The organism is Candidatus Thermoplasmatota archaeon (genome assembly GCA_035541015.1).
Taxonomy (GTDB): Archaea; Thermoplasmatota; SW-10-69-26; order JACQPN01; family JAIVGT01; genus DATLFM01.
This window is the reverse complement of the sequence record DATLFM010000026.1, coordinates 1-17,075: the sequence shown is the minus strand read 5'-3', so window position 1 is coordinate 17,075 and position 17,075 is coordinate 1. Positions and strand designations below refer to the sequence as shown.

19 protein-coding genes are annotated in these 17,075 nt (G+C 69.7%); 10 read left to right on the top strand and 9 right to left on the bottom strand.

What is annotated here, in order from left to right:
* A partial coding sequence (locus VM681_02600; GenBank protein ID HVL86887.1) for a copper resistance CopC family protein occupies positions 1-406 on the bottom strand: 406 nt, incomplete at its 3' end.
* Between the two features lie 71 nt (positions 407-477).
* Between VM681_02600 and VM681_02595 the strand changes: the two genes are divergently transcribed.
* On the top strand, positions 478-792 hold the full coding sequence (locus VM681_02595) for an Lrp/AsnC ligand binding domain-containing protein (protein ID HVL86886.1): 315 nt from the start codon (positions 478-480) through the stop codon (positions 790-792).
* Between the two features lie 46 nt (positions 793-838).
* Here the strand turns inward: VM681_02595 and VM681_02590 are convergent, their stop codons facing one another.
* The 3 genes from VM681_02590 to pyrH form a co-directional block, all read right to left on the bottom strand.
* Positions 839-2,584 (bottom strand): S8 family serine peptidase, encoded by a 1,746-nt coding sequence (locus VM681_02590; GenBank protein HVL86885.1) that lies wholly within the window; start codon positions 2,582-2,584, stop codon positions 839-841.
* A gap of 126 nt (positions 2,585-2,710) precedes the next feature.
* Positions 2,711-2,914: a DUF2116 family Zn-ribbon domain-containing protein gene (locus VM681_02585; protein HVL86884.1), complete on the bottom strand. Its 204-nt coding sequence runs from the start codon at positions 2,912-2,914 to the stop codon at positions 2,711-2,713.
* Complete coding sequence (gene pyrH / locus VM681_02580) at positions 2,914-3,624, bottom strand: UMP kinase (GenBank protein HVL86883.1); 711 nt, start codon at positions 3,622-3,624, stop codon at positions 2,914-2,916. The genes VM681_02585 and pyrH overlap by 1 nt, the downstream gene beginning before the upstream one ends.
* Positions 3,625-3,730: 106 nt before the next feature.
* Between pyrH and prf1 the strand changes: the two genes are divergently transcribed.
* From prf1 to argS, 4 genes are all read left to right on the top strand, one after another.
* Positions 3,731-4,975, top strand: coding sequence for a peptide chain release factor aRF-1 (prf1, locus tag VM681_02575; protein HVL86882.1), 1,245 nt, complete (start codon positions 3,731-3,733; stop codon positions 4,973-4,975).
* A gap of 93 nt (positions 4,976-5,068) precedes the next feature.
* Positions 5,069-5,800, top strand: a complete 732-nt coding sequence (locus VM681_02570; GenBank protein HVL86881.1) for a hypothetical protein — start codon at positions 5,069-5,071, stop codon at positions 5,798-5,800.
* A gap of 79 nt (positions 5,801-5,879) precedes the next feature.
* Positions 5,880-6,236: an NfeD family protein gene (locus tag VM681_02565; GenBank protein ID HVL86880.1), complete on the top strand. Its 357-nt coding sequence runs from the start codon at positions 5,880-5,882 to the stop codon at positions 6,234-6,236.
* A gap of 41 nt (positions 6,237-6,277) precedes the next feature.
* Positions 6,278-8,116 (top strand): arginine--tRNA ligase, encoded by a 1,839-nt coding sequence (gene argS, locus VM681_02560; protein HVL86879.1) that lies wholly within the window; start codon positions 6,278-6,280, stop codon positions 8,114-8,116.
* 27 nt (positions 8,117-8,143) lie between these two features.
* On the opposite strand, the gene VM681_02555 is transcribed toward argS, so the two are convergent.
* Positions 8,144-8,872: a CBS domain-containing protein gene (locus tag VM681_02555; GenBank protein HVL86878.1), complete on the bottom strand. Its 729-nt coding sequence runs from the start codon at positions 8,870-8,872 to the stop codon at positions 8,144-8,146.
* 69 nt (positions 8,873-8,941) lie between these two features.
* Positions 8,942-10,279 (bottom strand): alpha/beta family hydrolase, encoded by a 1,338-nt coding sequence (locus VM681_02550; protein HVL86877.1) that lies wholly within the window; start codon positions 10,277-10,279, stop codon positions 8,942-8,944.
* 131 nt (positions 10,280-10,410) lie between these two features.
* Between VM681_02550 and VM681_02545 the strand changes: the two genes are divergently transcribed.
* From VM681_02545 to glmM, 5 genes are all read left to right on the top strand, one after another.
* Entirely contained in the window at positions 10,411-10,668 is a 258-nt protein-coding gene (locus VM681_02545; GenBank protein HVL86876.1) for a hypothetical protein, read from the top strand.
* Between the two features lie 9 nt (positions 10,669-10,677).
* On the top strand, positions 10,678-11,919 hold the full coding sequence (locus tag VM681_02540; GenBank protein ID HVL86875.1) for a cation:proton antiporter: 1,242 nt from the start codon (positions 10,678-10,680) through the stop codon (positions 11,917-11,919).
* Positions 11,920-11,938: 19 nt separating this feature from the next.
* Positions 11,939-12,436 (top strand): hypothetical protein, encoded by a 498-nt coding sequence (locus tag VM681_02535; protein ID HVL86874.1) that lies wholly within the window; start codon positions 11,939-11,941, stop codon positions 12,434-12,436.
* Between the two features lie 108 nt (positions 12,437-12,544).
* On the top strand, positions 12,545-13,534 hold the full coding sequence (locus tag VM681_02530; protein HVL86873.1) for an NDP-sugar synthase: 990 nt from the start codon (positions 12,545-12,547) through the stop codon (positions 13,532-13,534).
* Positions 13,535-13,543: 9 nt separating this feature from the next.
* On the top strand, positions 13,544-14,914 hold the full coding sequence (gene glmM / locus VM681_02525) for a phosphoglucosamine mutase (GenBank protein HVL86872.1): 1,371 nt from the start codon (positions 13,544-13,546) through the stop codon (positions 14,912-14,914).
* Here glmM and VM681_02520 read toward each other — a convergent pair.
* The 3 genes from VM681_02520 to VM681_02510 form a co-directional block, all read right to left on the bottom strand.
* Entirely contained in the window at positions 14,911-15,342 is a 432-nt protein-coding gene (locus tag VM681_02520; protein ID HVL86871.1) for a hypothetical protein, read from the bottom strand. The two genes, glmM and VM681_02520, sit on opposite strands and share 4 nt — an antisense overlap.
* The gene (cysS, locus tag VM681_02515) at positions 15,339-16,763 is read right to left on the bottom strand and encodes a cysteine--tRNA ligase (GenBank protein HVL86870.1); all 1,425 of its coding nucleotides are present in this window, start codon (positions 16,761-16,763) and stop codon (positions 15,339-15,341) included. Before cysS ends, VM681_02520 begins: the two co-directional genes overlap by 4 nt.
* A 47-nt stretch (positions 16,764-16,810) precedes the next feature.
* A partial coding sequence (locus VM681_02510; GenBank protein HVL86869.1) for a M28 family peptidase occupies positions 16,811-17,075 on the bottom strand: 265 nt, incomplete at its 5' end.

Below are 17,075 nucleotides of genomic sequence, written 5' to 3'. Positions count from 1 at the left end.
CCGCCGGGTCGCGCTCCGCGGCCAGGCGCGGTTGCCAGACGGCAGGGTTCCCCACTGCAAAGACGTGGGAGCCTTCGTACGCGTGTCCGTCCACGCGCGAAAGCACGCGCCAGGCCAGCACGTGGCGGCCTTCGTCGAGCGGGGGCAGGACCGCGCTCGCGGCCAGTCCTTCCACCTGCGTCAAGAGGCGCACGCGCGATCCGTTGGGCAAGTCAAGCTCGAGAAGGGAGGCCGACGGCTCGATCGCTTCGCTGAAGACGATCCTCGCCTCGGCGGGCCCCACCGTGTACACGCCGCGCGCGGCCGGCACGGCGTCCACGGGCTGCGGGTGCGCGTGCGCGACCGCCGAAGCAAGGAGCAGCGCCAGCGGCGCGAGCAGGAGCAGGGTCCGCGGACAACCGAGCATCGGGCGTCAGCCCCGCCAGGCACCAAAGCCTTTTTATCTTCTCCCCGGCTTGCCGCCGCGTAGGTGGCCCGATGACCCGGGGACCCGAGTTCGAACGGGACATGTCGCAATTCTACGCGGAGCGCACCGTGGAAGCCATCATTCTGCTCAAGGTGGACACCCAGAAGGCCGACGACATCGCCGGCCGCCTGGCCGAACTCAAGAACATCCAGCACGCCTACCTCGTCACGGGCGAGGACGACATCGTCGTGAAGACGAGCTTTGGGAGCTACAAGGAGCTCAAGGACTTCATCATCAAGATCCTGGCCCCGATCGAAGGGATCGAGGACACGAAGACGATGATGATCGTCACGACGTACAAGGAGAACGGGAAACGGAACGAGTAGGCGCCTTTCTTGGCGCTTGCCTCGTCGGTCGGCCCCGTCCGGATCGTCACGTCGTGAACGTCCGCAGCCGGTCCGCCCACGCGCTCGTCGCGTCGGTGGCGTTGAGCCGCACGGTGTAGCTGCCTGCCACGTCCGGGGTGAACGTCACGCTTCCGCCGGCGGCCGTCCAGCCGGAAAGCGCGCTTCCGGCCGGGACCGAGACCGCGTGCCAGTTGAGAAGGTACGGGCCGGTTCCGCCGTGCGCCATGCCGCGGAGCGTCCCCGACGTGCCAAGGAAGATGCGCGCGGGGCCGTCCGTGCTCGCGACAAGCGGGAAGGCCGGTGGCGAAAGCGCGGCCTGCACCCCCGCGTAGGCGTCCACGAGACCGTAGCCTTGCGCGTTGTCCCACGTGAGGCCGAACTTCCCGTCGCGCGTCGCCTGCGGCGCGCTTTGGGTGCCGATGCGAGTTGCCGTCCATTGCAGGAGGTCGCGCACCGGGACCGCACCGACCTCGCCCATGCGATCGTGGTTGCCAAGGTCGACGGGCGCAAGCGCTGGGTTGGCCTGCAGGAGGAGCGCGACGACGCCGGCCACGTGCGGGGCGGCCATCGACGTTCCCGTGAGGCCGACCGTTCCCACGCCGCTCCGGGCGAGCGCCGCCTGGATCGCCGTTCCGGGGGCGGAAACGTCGGGCCGCAGCTCGTCGAGGAAGTCCGTGTCCCCGTCGCTGAGGCGCGGCCCGCGCGAGGAGCTTGTGATCACGATGTCGTCGTGGCGGCTCACGGTTCCGCGCGTGTCGGAGTTTGCCACGAGGATCGCGCCGTCGGGACCCTTCGTGAGCGTTCCGGAGTTCGGGCCCGCGTTGCCGGCCGAGAAGACGACCACGACGCCGCTGCGCACGACCGTGTTCACCTTCTGCGCGATCGTGGTGTGCGGGTGTCCGTTGTCGACCGAGAGGCTGAGGCTCGCGACGTCGATGCGGTCGGCGCCCGGTGGGCCGTAGCAGGACACGCCTGCGTTGTAGTCGAGGATCCAGTCGAGCGCGAGGCCCAAGCCGGTGGGGTAGAAGAGCCCGATCCCGCCGGCCGTGAGCACGCGGATGTCCACGAGCTTCGCCTTGGGCGCCACGCCGGTGGGCAGGAGGCCCCCTGCGGTCGTGCCCGCGGCGATTCCCGCCACGTGGGTGCCGTGGACGTGCATGTCGTCCGGGTCCACGCAGCCGACGCCGGTCATGCCCGGGGAGAAGTCGGCGCCCGTGACGAGCTTGGGGTCGATCGTGAGGGGGTTGTCGTCGAGGTCGTCGAGCGCAAGGTGCGTGTTGTCGATGCCCGTGTCGAGGATCGCGATCACGATGCCCTCGCCGCGAAAGCCGGCGCCGTGCGCCGAAAGGAGGTGGTTGAGCCCGTCGAAGGTGGGGACGGTGGAGGACGTGACGCGGGTGGCCGGCGTCGCGACCGCAAGATCGAGACGCATGGGCGGGAGGAGCTCCACGCCCCAGACGCCCGGCGCAGTCGCAAGCCCGGCGGCGCGCGCGTAGGGAATCTCCACCTGGATGTCGTCCCAGTTGCGGAAGACGTACGTCCGCAGCGCGCCAAATTGCGTCTCGAGAAGGCGTGCGTCGTCGGCCGTCGGACGGCGGTCGTAGTGGACGTGGAGGTACGCGAGTCCGGCCGCGCCCTCGGCAAGCGCGCGGTCGAGCGCGTCGTCAAGTCCGTTGCCATCGGCGTCAAGCGCCCAGTCGCGCGTGCCGGCAAGCGAAGGCTCCAGCGATCCGTGGGCGGGCCCAAGAAGGACCCCCGCGGAGGAAACCACGAGCAAGGAAACGACCAACGCCGAACGCACAACCCTGGACATTCGAGCAGCTCCCGGCGCTTCCACAGCTTGAGCTCACTTAAGCCTTCTCTGGATACCCTCTCAAGGTTCCAACAGAACGGCCGCTCAGGCCACCACCGCGCGCGTCTGCCCGAAGAGGAGCAGGACGAACATGAGAGCGATCATCGCGTAGAGAACGTAGAGCATGTGCTTGCGCTTGCGCTGGTGCGCCTCCAAACCGCGCGCGCACTCCGGGGAGCAGGTCTTCTCCTCCACCTGGATCGCCTTGCCACAGATCTGGCAATGCGCGTGCTGGGGGATCTGGACCATCAGGCCTTCCCTCCGCCGGGGCGACCGCGCGCCTCGACGACGCTTCCGTGGAAGGGCTCGCCAAGGAGAGCCTTCCGGAGCTCCTCGAATTTGCGCCCGTTCACGACGCGGCACTCGAGGCCGCTTCGGGCCAGGATCTTCACGCCCGTGGGGTCGATGACGCCCGCCGAACCGGCCTCCTGCGTGGCGTCGCGCGTGATGTGGACGAGCTCCTGCGCCGAAAGGCGGGAAAGGAGCTTTGCGTCCGGATGCTTGCGAGGATCGCGGTCGTACACGCCGTCCACGTTCGTCGCGATGACGAGGCGGTGCGCTCGCGCTTTTTCGGCGAGCATGGTCGCCACGGCGTCGGTCGTGTGCCCCGGGTGCGTGCCCCCCATGACGACGATGGGGTGCGAGCGGGAGGCGAGGAGCGCCTCGTCGAAGCTCTCGGCCGGACGCGGGTAGGCGTCGGGCAGCGCGCCGAGGAGCACGCGCGCGTTCACGCGCGTGATGGCGATGCCAAGCTCGTCGAGCGCGCTCTCGTCCACGCCAAGCTCGCGGGCGGCGCGGATGTAGGTGCGCGCCGTCGATCCGCCGCCGACGACGGCGAACACGCGGCAGGTTTTCGCCGCGCGCTCGAGCACGTCGGCGATGTCGCGCGCCAAGGCCGGCTCGGGACCCTTGTCCGTGAGGAAGATGCTGCCGCCGATCGACACGACGACGCGGTCCATCGGGAGCGCGGAACGGGCCAGGGCGGCATGAAGCTGCCGGGAAGCGCTCCGCCGGGCGGCTCGACGGAAAGGGTTAGGTCGTCTTGCCGCGTACGGCGCGCGTCGCATGGCCAAGGAGTCGAACACGGACCTTGCCCGCTACGAGTTCAAGCGGGCGCTCGAGGAGCTCGCCCGCGCCAAGGGACGCGGCACGGAGATGGTGACCGTGTACGTCCCGGCGAGCAAGGTCATATCGGACGTCGCGAACTACCTCCGTGGCGAGTACGCCCAGTCGACGAACATCAAGTCGACGAGCACGCGAAAGAACGTGACGGGCGCCATCTCCTCCATCCTATCCGAGCTCAAGCACTTCGGAAACGTCGCTCCCGATTCCGGAATCGCGATCTTCGTGGGCGCCAAGGCCGTGGGCGCCGACAAGACGCGCATGGTCAAGCACGTCGTGCTGCCGCCCGAGCCCGTCACCTCGTTCCTGTACCGCTGCGACAGCCAGTTCTACCTCGAGCCCCTCGAGAAGATGCTCCACGACAAGGAGACGTACGGGCTCCTCGTCGTGGACCGCCAGGAGGCGACGATCGGCTTCCTGCACGGCGAGCGCATCGACGCCGTGAAGAACATGGAGTCCATGGTTCCCCGCAAGCACACCATGGGCGGCCAGTCGCAGCGCCGTCTCGAGCGCCTCATCGAGGAGGCCGCCGAGAACTGGTTCAAGAACGTCGGCGAGAAGGCGACGGAGATCTTCATGGCAAAGTCCGTGAAGGGCCTGCTCATCGGCGGCCCCGGCTACACGAAGACCTACTTTGCCGAGGGCGGCTTCATGCACCACGAGCTGCAGAAGAAGATCATCAACACCTTCGACACCGGCTACACGGACGAGTACGGTTTGAAGGAGCTCGTGCAGAACGCGCAGGAAACGCTGCGCGAGATGGGCCTCACGCGCGAGCGCGACATCCTCGGGCGCTTCCTGCGCGAGATCGTGAAGGAGGGCGGCCAGGTCGCCTACGGCGAGCCCCAGGTCCGCCACGCCCTGTCCATCGGCGCCGTGGACACGCTGCTTCTGTCCGAGACGCTCCGCCGCTCGCGCGCCACGATCAAGTGCGACGGCTGCGGGCACGAGGAAAACCGGACGACCGGCGACCTCGACAAGCTCGCGGCCGAGCTCGACCGCTGCCCGCAATGCAACAGCCCGTCGTACTCCATCGCCGACTCCCGCGACATCGTCGACGAGCTCTCCGAGCTTGCGTCGAACACCGGCTCGAAGGTGATGATCGTCTCCGACGACACCGAGGAAGGCAAGAACTTCGTGAACGCCTTCGGCGGGATCGGGGCGCTGCTGCGCTTTCGCGTGCAGTGACGGTGAGCGCGCGGTAAGCGAGCGGCCAAGCGCACGCCGCACGGGAATTTTGGCAACGCGCTTGAACCGGGGCGCGCCTTGGACGAACCCGACATGACCCTTGGGGCGCGCGTGGCCGACGAACTTCCCCTGCGCGGCCGGTTTCCGCTGCGCGTCGCAGACGCCCTGTTCACCGTCGCCTCGGCTTGGTTTGCCGCCATGGCGATCCTGGCGCCCGAGCTCCACGCGCTCGGCCTGTGGCCGCACGCGTACTTCGTCGCCATGAGCGCGCAGTTTGCCACGCTCGCGCTCGCCTGCCTCGAGCCGCGGCGGCTGTCCCCCGCGCCCGCCGCCTCGCGCGCCCGCGCGGTTGCGACGCTTGTCCTTTCCCACGGCCTGCTCGTCGTCGCCTTCCTCCTCATGGGCTTTGCCGACGCCATGGTGGGTGGCGTCGTCCTCGGCGGGCCGGCCGGCGCGCTGCCGCACCAGGGCCAGCTTGCCATGGTGCTCACGGGGGCGTGGGCGAGCATGCTTGCAGGCGTGCTTGCGCTTCGCGCTTTCCGCCGCCACGCGGGCCGCTTCTCGCGCGCCGACGCCGCGGCCGTCGCGGCCGCGCTTCTGGCCGGCGCGGTTGGGTACTGGGGCTGGAGCTGGAGCCGGTTCTATCCCACCTACGACGGCGAGTGGTTCAGCCTGTGGCAGGTGGGCGCGCTGAACGTTGCCGTCGAGGGCACGATCTTCCGCTTCCTGCTCGTGGCCGTGCCCCTGGCGCACGTGCTGCTGCTCGCCTTTGCCGCCACGCACGTGGCGCGCGGCGCGCGGGAGCCTGCCGCCGGTTTGGCCTGACCTTGCGATGAATGTTCATCGCAACGTCCGGCCTCGCTTCCCTCGTCAAGCCTAAGCCGTGGAAGGCCATCGCCCCCGCGTGCGCGCGATCAAAGCGGCAGGCGTCCTCCTTCTCGACGACGTTCTCGTGGTCGTGGCGATCCTCGTCGTGGTGGGCCTCCTTGCGCCCTCGTGGCTGCCGTGGGGAGCGCTTGCCGCGGCAGCGTACGTCGTCGGGAAGATCGTCGTCTTCCGGGCCCACTTCCGGCGACCGGCCGTGGGAAGCGAGGCGATGGAAGGCGACCTCGCCGTCGCTCTCTCCGATCTTGCGCCCGAAGGCCAGGTGAAATGGCGCGGCGAGATCTGGCAGGCCCGCGCCGCGGCGCCCGTCCGGGCCGGCTCGCGCGTGCGCGTCCGGCGGGCCGACTCGCTCGTGCTCGACGTCGAGCCCGCCTGACCGCAAAGCCTCATCTACCTCGTGGCAAATGCCCGCGCGCCATGCACGATCCGCTCGACGACCTGCGACGCGAGGCGCAGGCCCGGCTCGAGGAAGCCGTGCACGCGCTGGGTCTTGAGGGCGTGGACGTGCGCCTGGCCAAGGCGCCCGAGGGCAAGGGCGACTTCGCGCTGCCCTGCTTTGCCCCCGCCGCGAGGCTACGGCGCAAACCGCACGAGCTTGCCTCCGAGATCGCGGCCGCGCTCCCCCCCTCGCCCAACTTCGACGCCCGCGCGGAGGGCCCGTACGTGAACGTCGTCCTGCGCGACGCGCCGCTCCTTGCCTCCGTGCTCGCGGCCGTCCGCAAGCACGGCGCGGGCTTCGGGCGGCATCCGGCGACGGGGCGACGCGTCCTCGTCGAGCACACGAGCGCGAACCCCAACGGGCCCTTCCACGTGGGTCGCGCGCGCAACCCGATCATCGGCGACGCGCTCGCGCGCGTGCTCTCGGCCGCGGGCGAGGACGTCGCGACCGAGTACTACGTGAACGACCTTGGCAAGCAGGTGTGCATCCTCGCCTGGGGGCTTGCCAACCTGCAGGGCGAGCGCCAAGAGGCGCTCGTGGCGCGGCACGGCGATCTCGCGCGCCCCCGCGCGCCCGAACGTCAGAAGGCCGACCACCGGCTCGTCGGATACTACCAAGCCGCAAGCGCTCTTCTGGAAGCCGACGCCGAGGTCAAGGCCGAGATCGACGCCCTGGCCGCTCGCGTGGAGCGCGATCCCTCCGCCGCGGCCGAGATCGTCCAGCCGGTCGTGCGCGAGTGCCTTGAGGGCATGCGGGAGAGCCTCTCCCGCATCGGCGTGACGATGGGCCGTTTCACGTGGGAGTCGGAATTCGCCGGCGAGCCTGTCGAAGGCGTCCTCGCGTCTCTTGCCAAGGTGCCCGAAGCCGGCACCGAGGACGGGGCGCTGTTCCTCGACCTTGCCTCCCACGGCATCCACGGAAAGGAAACTCGTTTCTTCCTCACGCGGAAGGACGGAAGCTCGCTGTACACCACGCGCGACGTCGCGTACCACCTCTCGAAGCTCGAGCGCGTGGGGCAAAACGGGCGCGCGGTGAACGTGCTTGGCGAGGACCACAAGCTCGAGGCAAAGCAGGTCGCCATCGCGCTCTCGCTCCTGCTCGCCCCGCGGGCCCGGCCGCTTGCGCAGAATCCCAACGGCGTGGCGCTCCTCCGAGCCGACGACGACGTCCGCGAGATCGTGCCCGTCTTCTATTCCTTCGTCTCGCTGCCGGAGGGCAAGATGAGCACGCGCCGCGCGCGCGTGGTCACCCTCGACGACCTCGTCGACGAGGCGCACGAGCTCGCGCTCGAGGAGGTCCGCAAGCGGCGCGGGGACGAGCTCTCCGAGGAGGCGATGGGACGCATCGCGGAGATCGTCGGAACGGGCGCGCTGCGCTTCAACATCGCCGGCGTGCAGGCCGAGAAGCAGATCGTCTTCCGCTGGGAGGAGGCGCTCGACTTCGAGGGCGCTTCGGCGCCGTTTGTCCAGTACGCGCACGCGCGCGCGGCAAGCATCCTGCGCAAGGCGGCCGACGAGGGCGCGCAGCCCTCCTGGAGCGCGGAGCCGCTTGCGCATCCCTCCGAGGCCAAGCTCGCTCGCGTCCTGGCGCGCCTGCCGGGCGTCGTGCGGGAGTGCGCGCTGGAGCTCAAGGTCCATCCGATCGCCCCGTTTGCGGTCGCGGTCGCGGGCACGTTCAACGAGTTCTACCGGGATTGCCCGGTGCTCGCCGCCGAGCCCGCGCTGCGCGACGCGCGCCTGTCGCTCGTTGCGGCGACCAAGCAGGTGCTCGCGAACACGCTTGCGCTCTACGGCGTCGTCGCGCCCGAGAGCATGTAGGTTTCCTGCGCATGTGCGCAGGAATCGTCATTCCGGTCCGGGCGCCCGCCGCCGCTCGCGTTCGCGGACGGCCTCACGGCGGGCCGGCTGGAACTCGAGACCTTCCGACCGCCCGGCCACGTCCTGCTCCCCGCCTCCCGCCGTCGCCGTGCCGGAGGCAAGCGTCTCGCGCTCCTGGCGGCGCGGGGGCTCGCCGGCGCCCCCGCTGGGCGGCGGAGGTCCGGGGGGCGTGGGCGCGCTCTGCGCCCGCACGGGCTGCTCGGGCGGCAGGCGGTCGGCCTTCGTCGGGCGGCGGATCGTCTTCAGGACGCGCTTGGCTCCAGTCAGGATCTTCGCCTCGTTCTTCGCGCTGTGCGTGAGTTCGAGGAAGACGGCGTCCGCGAGGTCCTTTGCCAGAACGGCGATGTCCGAGATGCTCACCACCCCGAGGAGCTCGTCCGTCTCGCTCACGACCGGCACGCGCTTCACCACGCCGGCGCTTCGCAGCGTGTCCACCGCGGAGAAGAGCGTGTCCTCGAGCGTGAGGGTGGCGGGGTTTTCCGTCATGACGTGCGCCACGGGCGTTTCGCCCGGAAGGTCGTCGCCGAGCACGCGCAGGGTGAGCTGGCGATCGGTGACGATGCCCACGACGCGGCTGTTCCGCAGGACGATGACCGAGCCCACGCCCTTGTCTTGCATGAGCCGGGCGACGTCGCGAACGGGCGTCGTGTCGCCGCAGGCCACCGGGTTCTTCGTCATGAAGTGCTCGACGTGCATGGGCTTCCCCGCAATTGCCTCCGCCCCGCGGCCTTTAGGGATTCGGGGACGGGCGCCGGGATTGGCGGGCTAGCCGGCCGGAGCAACGGCCGTCCGTCCGCCGAGGTGCCGGGCGAACCAGCCGGCCGCCAGGCGAGCCACCTCGTCGAGCGCGCCGGGCTCCTCGAAGAGGTGGCCTGCCGAGGGCACGATCGCGATCTCGGAAGGACCGGCAAGCGCGGCGCGCGCCTGCCGGTTGAGCGCGAGGACCTCCGGGTCGGCCTCGCCCACGACGAAAAGCGTGGGCGCCCGAACATGGGGAAGCGCGCCGGCGGCAAGGTCCGGCCGACCCCCGCGCGAAACGACGGCCGCCACGCGAGCGGGAATTTCGGCGGCCGCCAGAAGCGCGGCGGCCGCTCCGGTGCTGGCGCCGTAGAGGCCGACGGGAAGCCGCGCCGTCTCGGGGCGCTGCGCGAGCCAATCGACGACGCCGCGGACGCGATCGCCAAGCATGCGCACGTCGAAGCGGTACTCGCGCGTGCGCTCGTCCACTTGCGCCTCCTCGTCCGTGAGAAGGTCGCACAGCAGCGTCGCGAATCCTGCGTCCGAGAGCGACCGCGCCGTTCGCGCGTTGCGAGGACTGTCGCGTCCGCTGCCGCTGCCGTGCGCGAAGACCACGACGCCGCGCGCAAGCGCGGGAGCGGTCATCCGACCGGCAAGCTGCACGGGACCAAGGTCGATCGTCACGTCGCGCTCAAGCAGCCTCGCGCTCGTGCGGGCAAGGACGGTGCGGACCTCCTCGTCGGTCGTGGGCGAGAAGTCGTCGTACCACAGGCCCACCGCGCGGAACTCGGGCGGGCGCAAGGGGCAGACGACCTCGTCGGCGACCTCCTCCAGGGCCGCCAGGAGGTCCGGAGGACCCACGGGCACGGCAAGCACGACGCGCGCGGCGCCTTGAGCCCGCAGCGCGGCGACGGCGGCGCGTGCCGTCCCCCCCGTCGCAAGCCCGTCGTCGACGAGGAGGACGGTGCGACCGCGAACGTCGGCGGGCGGTCGGTTGCCGCGGTAGGCGCGCACGCGACGCGCAAGCTCGACGCCTTCCATGCGGGCGACGTCCTCGATCTCCTCTGCGCGAAGCCCGAGGGATTCCACGAGCGGGGCGTTGAGGATCGTCACGTCGCCCTCGGCGATGGCGCCAAAGCCGAGCTCCTCCCGCCCGGGCATGCCAAGCTTGCGGACGATGAGAACGTCGAGCGGAAGGGAGAGCGCCTTTGCGACCTCGTCGGCTACGACCACGCCCCCGCGCGGCAGCCCCACGACAAGGGCGCCGCCGCGGGCAAGCGCGTGGAGCCCCTGGGCCAGGCGCCGCCCGGCTTCCCGGCGGTCGGCGTACCGTTGGGGCGGGTCGGAGACGGAGCCGTCCCTCATGGCCAACGCCTCGCCGGGGAGCGGGTAAAGGTTTGCGGGACGAGTGGAGCGGGATCGCGCGGCCGGGTGCGACAGCAAGCATTTGCACACGATTATATTGTCGGACGGATGTAATTTCAGCGGGATGCATCATGGCCACGTTGGAGGAGACAGAGCTGCCCGGGCTCGGCTGGAAGTACGTTCTTCGGGACACCGACGCCGGCGACCGCTTCGTGCTCGTGACCCACCATGGCGGCAAGCGCGAGGTGTACCGCTTCGCCGGGGACTCCGACGCCCCGCTTGACGTCTTCACGCTCACCGAGGACGAAGCCCGCCGCTTCGCCGCCATGCTCCTTGGCGCCGTCGTCGCCCCCTCGCCTCGCCTCCGCGCCGCCCCGCCGCCCGCCTGAGGTTCTTGCGTGAGCGCGCTTGCCGAACCCGCGATCGCCTTCGCCGGCCTGCTCGTGGCCGGCTTCGTCGCCGCTCGCGTCGGTCAGTCGATGATCCCGGCGTTCGTGGTCGCGGGCCTGGTGCTGGGTCCTTCGGGCTTCGCGCTTGTCTCCGACGGGCCTCTGCTCCGGACGCTTGCCGAGCTTGGCGTCGTCCTTCTCCTCTTCTTCATGGGCCTGGAGTTCTCGCTGCGCAGGCTAACAGCCGGCGGACGGCGGACGGCCTACTACGGCCTCGTGAACCTCGCCTTCAACTTCCCCCTCGGAGTGGCGCTGGGCCTCCTGTTCGGATGGGACCTTCTGACCTCGGTCTTTCTCGGCCTTGTCGTCTACGTCACAAGCTCGGGCATCCTGGTGAAGACCGTCATCGAGCTGCGGCGGGTCGCCAACCGCGAGACCGAGACGGCGCTTGTCCTCTCGATCACGGAGGACATCTTCACCGCGCTGTTCCTCGCGGTCGTCGCCGCGGTGGCCACGGTGGGCACGTCGGACCCCGCGCGCTTGGCCGTGGCGCTTGGGGCAAGCCTCGGCTTCTGCTTCCTGTTCATCGTGCTCTCCCGCGTGGGCCAACCGTGGCTGCACCGCCTCTCCTCCATGCGCTCGGAAGAGCTTTTCCTCCTTCTCCTGCTCGCCCTCGTGCTCGTGGTCGCGCTGGGCGCGCAGGCCGTTGGGCTCTCCGGCGCCATCGGCGCCTTCTTCCTGGGCCTTGCCTTTGCCGACGTCGCCCAGGTGGGCCGAATCAAGGCCAAGGTTGTGCCGCTGCGCGACGTCTTCGTCGGGCTGTTCTTCTTCTCCTTCGGGATGGTCCTCGACCTCTCGGCGCTGCCCGAGGTCGCCTGGATGTTGCTCCTGGCCGTGCCCCTCACGATGGCCACGAAGTTTGCCACGGGGCTTGCCATCGGCGGTGCAAGCGGCGAGACTCCGCGCGGGCGCGTGAACCTCGCCACGGCGCTCTTGCCGCGCGGCGAGTTCTCCATCGTGGCCGCGGGGATCGCCATCGCCTATGGGCTCAACCCCGCCCTGGCGGCGTTCACCGGGTTTTATGTGGTGATAACGGCGGTGGTGGGCACCATACTGATGTCCAAATCCGGATTCCTGACGGAAATCCTGGTGAGAAATGGCCACCTGAGCGGAAAACTTGGTCGAGCCCAGCAGATAGTCGGTTACTTCAGGCGTTCGCCGTTTCCCCTTGCAACAAGGTTTAAGTTTTGATACCGTGTTAGGCCTTAACATGGGTTTGGGAGTCGTTGGAGCACGAGCGTACGAGAGCGAGGATCCGCTGGCTGGCCACCTGTTGTGCAACAATGGGCTTCTAAGCGAGCCCACCGAACAGGACCCGGAGATTCCGGTGCCCGAACCAAACGGAAGGAAATCCAGCCGCGTGGACGCCCTGGCCGCCGCGCTCGAGCGCAAGTTCGACATGGCGCAGGAGGACGCAACGGAGGTCGCGCGCATCGTCGACGAGACCTTTGGCACGGACGCCGAGGTGAACGACGACAACCTGGACCCCGAGACGCGGAGCATCTTCTACACGCTCGAGGCCAAGCGCCTCCTCTCGTTCCGCCGCGAGGAGTACGAGTGGGAGACCGGCGAGAAGCGCCGCGCGTTCTACTGGCGCGTCCGGCACGAGGAGCTCAACCGCATGGCCTCCGAGGACGATGGCCATCCGGCCAACGAGACCGTCTACGATTCGCTTCCGGCGCAAGTTTGGCGCCGCATCAACGCGTAGCCACGCAACGCCGCCTCGGCCCCCTCCTCCCGATTCGTCGGGGCGGCTTATCTCTCTCTTGTTGACCCCATAGCTAGAAAACCCCTCAACCTGTTCCTGCGGGGTGCCATGGAGGCCATCGTCCTCGCGGGCGGCTTTGGAACGAGGCTTCGCCCTCTCACGCTCACCCAACCCAAGCCCCTCCTTCCGCTCGCCAACGTGCCGCTCCTCGACCGCGTGATCGCCTCCATGCCCCCCGAGGTCGACAAGGTCGTCGTGGCCGTGAACTACATGGCCGACGAGATCCGGCGGCATTTCCGCGACCGTCCCCCCGGCATCGAGACCGAAGTCGTGCTGGAGGACCGGCCGCTTGGGACCGGCGGCGCCATCAAGAACTGCCAATCGCACGTCGAAGGAACCTTCGTCGTCCGCAACGCGGACCTCTACGACACGCTCGACCTCACCGGCATGCTCGCCTTCCACCGCAAGGAGGACGCGCTAGCGACGATCTCGCTTTGGCCCGTCGACGAACCCCAGCACTTTGGCGTCGTCGAGCTCGATGGCACCCGCATCCGACGGTTCGTCGAGAAACCGCCCCGGGAGGAGGCGCCAAGCAACCTCATCAACGCCGGCACCTACATCCTTGAACCCGAGGTCCTCGACCGGATCCCGGGAGGAAAGCAAGTCTCCATCGAGGCGGAAATCTACCCTCAAGTCGTTTCCACGCCGCGCGGCATGCGCGGCTACAACGTCCAAGGCTACTGGATCGACTGCGGCAGGCCCGAGACGTACCTTGAGGCGCACAAGCAGGTGCTCTCCGGCGCGCAGGGCGGCGTCGTCGTGGGCAAGGACGCCGTCGTCGAGGGCCGCCTGCAGCCGTGGGCGGCCGTGGGCGACCGCTGCACGGTCGCGCGCGGCGCGCGCGTCTTCGAGGGCGTGCTGCTCGAAGGCACGACGCTCGAAGCGGGCGCGCACGTCCTCGGCTCCATCGTCGGCCGCAACTGCCGCATCGGCGCAGGCGCGGGCGTCCTCTCCTCGGTCCTGGGCGACAACGTCACGGTCAAGCCCGGCGCCCGCATCGTCGGAACCACGGTCGATCCGGGCAAGCAGGCCGGCTAGCGCGGAGGGATTCGCACGGGCAAGCTCTTTGGAACCAACGGGGTGCGCGGAATCGCCAACGTCGAGATCACGCCCGAGCTTGCCCTCGAACTTGCCTGCGCCATGGGCACATACTGGCGCGCAGGGCGCGTGCTCGTCGGCGGCGACGCGCGCACGAGCACCCCCATGCTCAAGGCCGCCGTGACGGCGGGGCTTCTCGCCGCCGGCTGCCGCGTCGACGACGCGGGCGTGGGCCCCACGCCGGCCCTCCAGTTCGCCGTGCGCGAGGGCGGCTACGACGGAGGCGTCGTCGTCACCGCCAGCCACAACCCGCCAGAGCACAACGGGCTCAAGGGGACGGACAAGGGCGGCATGGAGCTCTCCCGCGAACAAGAGGACGCCATCGAGGCCCTCTACTTCGGCCGCAAGAGCGAGCGCTCGCCGTGGCACGACCTGCGCGGCGTGGGAGCCGTCCACGACGCCAACGAGCGCTACGTCCAAGCGATCGTGGCGCGCGTGGACCGCGAGCGCATCCGAGGCGCGGGCCTGCGCGTCGTGATGGATTGCAGCAACGGCGCCGGCGCCCTCACGGGGCCGTTTGTCGCGCGCGAGCTTGGCGCCCGCCTCACGACGCTCAACTGCCAGCTCGACGGCACCTTCCCGGGACACCCGAGCGAGCCCACGCCGGAGAACCTGAAGGACCTCCAACGCATGGTCGTCGAGACGGGCGCGAACCTCGGCGTCGCGCAGGACGGGGACGCCGACCGCGCCGTGTTCGTCGACGAGACGGGGGCCTTTGTCCCCGGCGAGCGCGTGCTCGCGCTCTTTGCCGGCATGGCCGTGCGGCGGGCCGGAGGCGGCGTCGTCTGCACGCCGGTCTCGTCGTCGCTGTGCGTCGAGGACCTCGTCCGGAAACACGGGGGCCGCGTCCTGTACACGGCCGTGGGAAGCCCCGTCGTCGCGCGCGCGATGGTGCGCGAGAAGGCGGTCTTCGGCGGCGAGGAGAACGGCGGCCTCATCTTCCCGGAGCACCAGCACGTTCGCGACAGCGCCATGGCCGTGGCGGCCATGCTCGAGCTTCTGGCCACCACCGGAAAGCCGCTCTCGTCGCTTCTGGCCGAGGTGCCGCGCTACCACACAGTGAAGCGCAAGATCGAGGTTCCCAACGAGCGCAAGGCCGACCTCCTTCGTGATTTCACGAAATCACGAATTGCGCAAAGGGGCAAGGTCGACACGACCGACGGCGTGAAGGTCACGCTGGAGAAGGGTTGGATCCTCGTGCGCCCGTCGGGCACCGAACCGCTGTTCCGCGTCTACGCCGAGGCGAAGGAGCTTGGGGCCGCGGAGGCGCTGGCGGGCGAGGCGCTTGAGGAATTGAAAAGAATGGCTGGTGCGTCCTAGGGAAGCCCACGCGGGGGCGAGGCCGGTGGACGTCGCAGGGCCGCTGCCGCCGCCCCCATGAGCGCGGCCCCGGCCAGCACGGGCACGCCCGAGGCGCCGATCATGAGCACCGCGCCCAGAACGCCAGCTGCCCCCGCCGAGGCGGCCGCCCAAGCCCATCGGTCGCGCAACGCTCCCGCAAGCCCGAGCGACGCAGCGGAAAGCAGCGTGCCTTGGACCGCGGCGATGCGGACGAGGGCTTGCTCCCGCGTTTCGCTCGATCCGCTCACGCGCGGGCACGCCTCCGTGGGCACCAGGATTCCGTCTCGTTGACCAAAGCGATGGCACGGGTCGAAGAAGAGGGGAAGGTCGTGCGCCAAGCCGTACGCGGAGAGGCCAAACAGCAGGGCCGCCGCGGCGACGGCGGGAATCGCGACCGTCGCTCTCACGCCCGTCTCCACTTCGCCCCGGTCGGCGTGTCCTCCACGACGACGCCGGCCGCCTTGAGCCCGTCGCGGATGCGGTCGCTTGTGGCGAAGTCCTTGCGCTTGCGCGCTTCGCTTCGAAGCTCAAGCAGGAGCTCCACGAGTCGCGGCGCAAGGTCATCGGCGCCGCCGGCCTGCGGCAGGATGCCAAGGATTCCGGCGAGCTGCCGGAGCGTGGCGGTCGTCTCCTGCACGAGCGCCGCGTTGGGCTTGGCCTCTTCCTTGAGGTAGCGGTTGGCGGCGTTGCACAGCGCGAGAAGCTCGGCAAGCGCGACGGGCGTGTTGAGGTCGTCGTCCATGGCGGTCTCGAACGCGGCGCGGCGGTCCGCGAGCGCCTGCCGCATGGACTCGCCGGCGGGGTTGCGGCTCGTGCCCTCGGCGGCCGCGGCGACCCTCACCGCGTGCTCGAGGGATGCCAGCGTGTTCCAGACGTACTCGACATTGGCGCCCGCCTGCGCGACCGAGGCTTCCGAGAAGTCGATTCGCGAGCGGTAGTGCGTTCCGACGAAGAAGAGCCGCAGCGCCTCCGGGCGCCATTTCGAGAGCGCGTCCGTGAGCGTGATGAAGTTGCCAAGCGACTTCGACATCTTCTCGCCGTTCACCGTGAGGAAGCCCGTGTGCATCCAGTGCTTGACGAAGCGGACGCCCGTGGCGGCTTCGCTCTGGGCGATCTCGTTCTCGTGGTGCGGGAACTTCAGATCCATGCCGCCGCCGTGGATGTCCATCCCGCGGCCGAGGTGCTCGATCGCCATGGCGCTGCATTCGATGTGCCAGCCGGGACGGCCGGGCCCCCACGGCGAGCCCCAGAACGGCTCGCCGGGCTTGGCCTTCTTCCAAAGGGCAAAGTCGAGCGCGTCGCGCTTGCCCTCGGCGACCTCCTTGCGCACGCCTTCGAGCATCTCCTCGACGTTCACCTTGGAGAGCCGCCCGTAGTCGGGGAACGACTTCACGGCGAAGTACACGTTCCCCTGCGCCTCGTAGGCCGCGCCGCGTTCGACGAGCTTCGCGATGAGCTCGCGGATCTCCTGGACGTGCTCGCTCACCTTGGGCATCACGTGCGGGTCCTGGATGCCCAGGCGCCGCATGGCCTGTCGCCCCTCCTCGTCGAAGCGCGCGGCAAGCTCGCCGGGCTGCTCTCCAACCTCCGCGGCGCGCGCGATGATCTTGTCGTCCACGTCGGTCACGTTCTGAACGTGCTTCACGCGGTAGCCGCGGTACTCGAGCCACCGCCGGATCACGTCGAAGGCGACGTACGTGCGCGCGTGGCCGATGTGCACGTGGTCGTAGGGGGTAAGCCCGCAGACGTACAGGCGCACCTGCGGCGCGTTCAGCGGCTCGAAGGGGACGGTCTTGCCCGACAGCGAGTCGTGGACGGAAATCGTCATCGGGGCGCGCATGGAGGGCCCAAGGCATGAAGCTAGGGGGCCGTCGCTCAGCTGGAGGCCTCGGCATCCATTGCGCGGATCGTCGCGAGCACGGTCTCGCCGACGGCCCGCAGGGCGCGGACGGAGATCCGGTCGAGGTCGTCGAAGGTCGTGTGGTGCGTGTCCGGAAACGGGTCGGCGCCCTGGTCGAGGTGGATGATGTCCACCGCCGGAATCCCGCGCCGCTGGAACGGGACGTGGTCGTCGAGGACGGGCGTCGCGGGGCGATCGACGAAGTGCGCGTGCCCAAGACGCGCGGCCATGCCCCAGATG

Coding starts and splice junctions, on each gene's coding strand:
- VM681_02535 (HVL86874.1), top strand. CDS start 11,939: ATGGGTTTGGGAGTCGTTGGAGCACGAGCGTACGAGAGCGAGGATCCG.
- argS (HVL86879.1), top strand. CDS start 6,278: ATGCACGATCCGCTCGACGACCTGCGACGCGAGGCGCAGGCCCGGCTC.
- VM681_02570 (HVL86881.1), top strand. CDS start 5,069: ATGACCCTTGGGGCGCGCGTGGCCGACGAACTTCCCCTGCGCGGCCGG.
- VM681_02530 (HVL86873.1), top strand. CDS start 12,545: ATGGAGGCCATCGTCCTCGCGGGCGGCTTTGGAACGAGGCTTCGCCCT.
- pyrH (HVL86883.1), bottom strand. CDS start 3,624: ATGGACCGCGTCGTCGTGTCGATCGGCGGCAGCATCTTCCTCACGGAC.
- VM681_02545 (HVL86876.1), top strand. CDS start 10,411: ATGGCCACGTTGGAGGAGACAGAGCTGCCCGGGCTCGGCTGGAAGTAC.
- VM681_02585 (HVL86884.1), bottom strand. CDS start 2,914: ATGGTCCAGATCCCCCAGCACGCGCATTGCCAGATCTGTGGCAAGGCG.
- prf1 (HVL86882.1), top strand. CDS start 3,731: ATGGCCAAGGAGTCGAACACGGACCTTGCCCGCTACGAGTTCAAGCGG.
- cysS (HVL86870.1), bottom strand. CDS start 16,763: ATGACGATTTCCGTCCACGACTCGCTGTCGGGCAAGACCGTCCCCTTC.
- VM681_02595 (HVL86886.1), top strand. CDS start 478: ATGACCCGGGGACCCGAGTTCGAACGGGACATGTCGCAATTCTACGCG.
- VM681_02550 (HVL86877.1), bottom strand. CDS start 10,279: ATGAGGGACGGCTCCGTCTCCGACCCGCCCCAACGGTACGCCGACCGC.
- VM681_02555 (HVL86878.1), bottom strand. CDS start 8,872: ATGCACGTCGAGCACTTCATGACGAAGAACCCGGTGGCCTGCGGCGAC.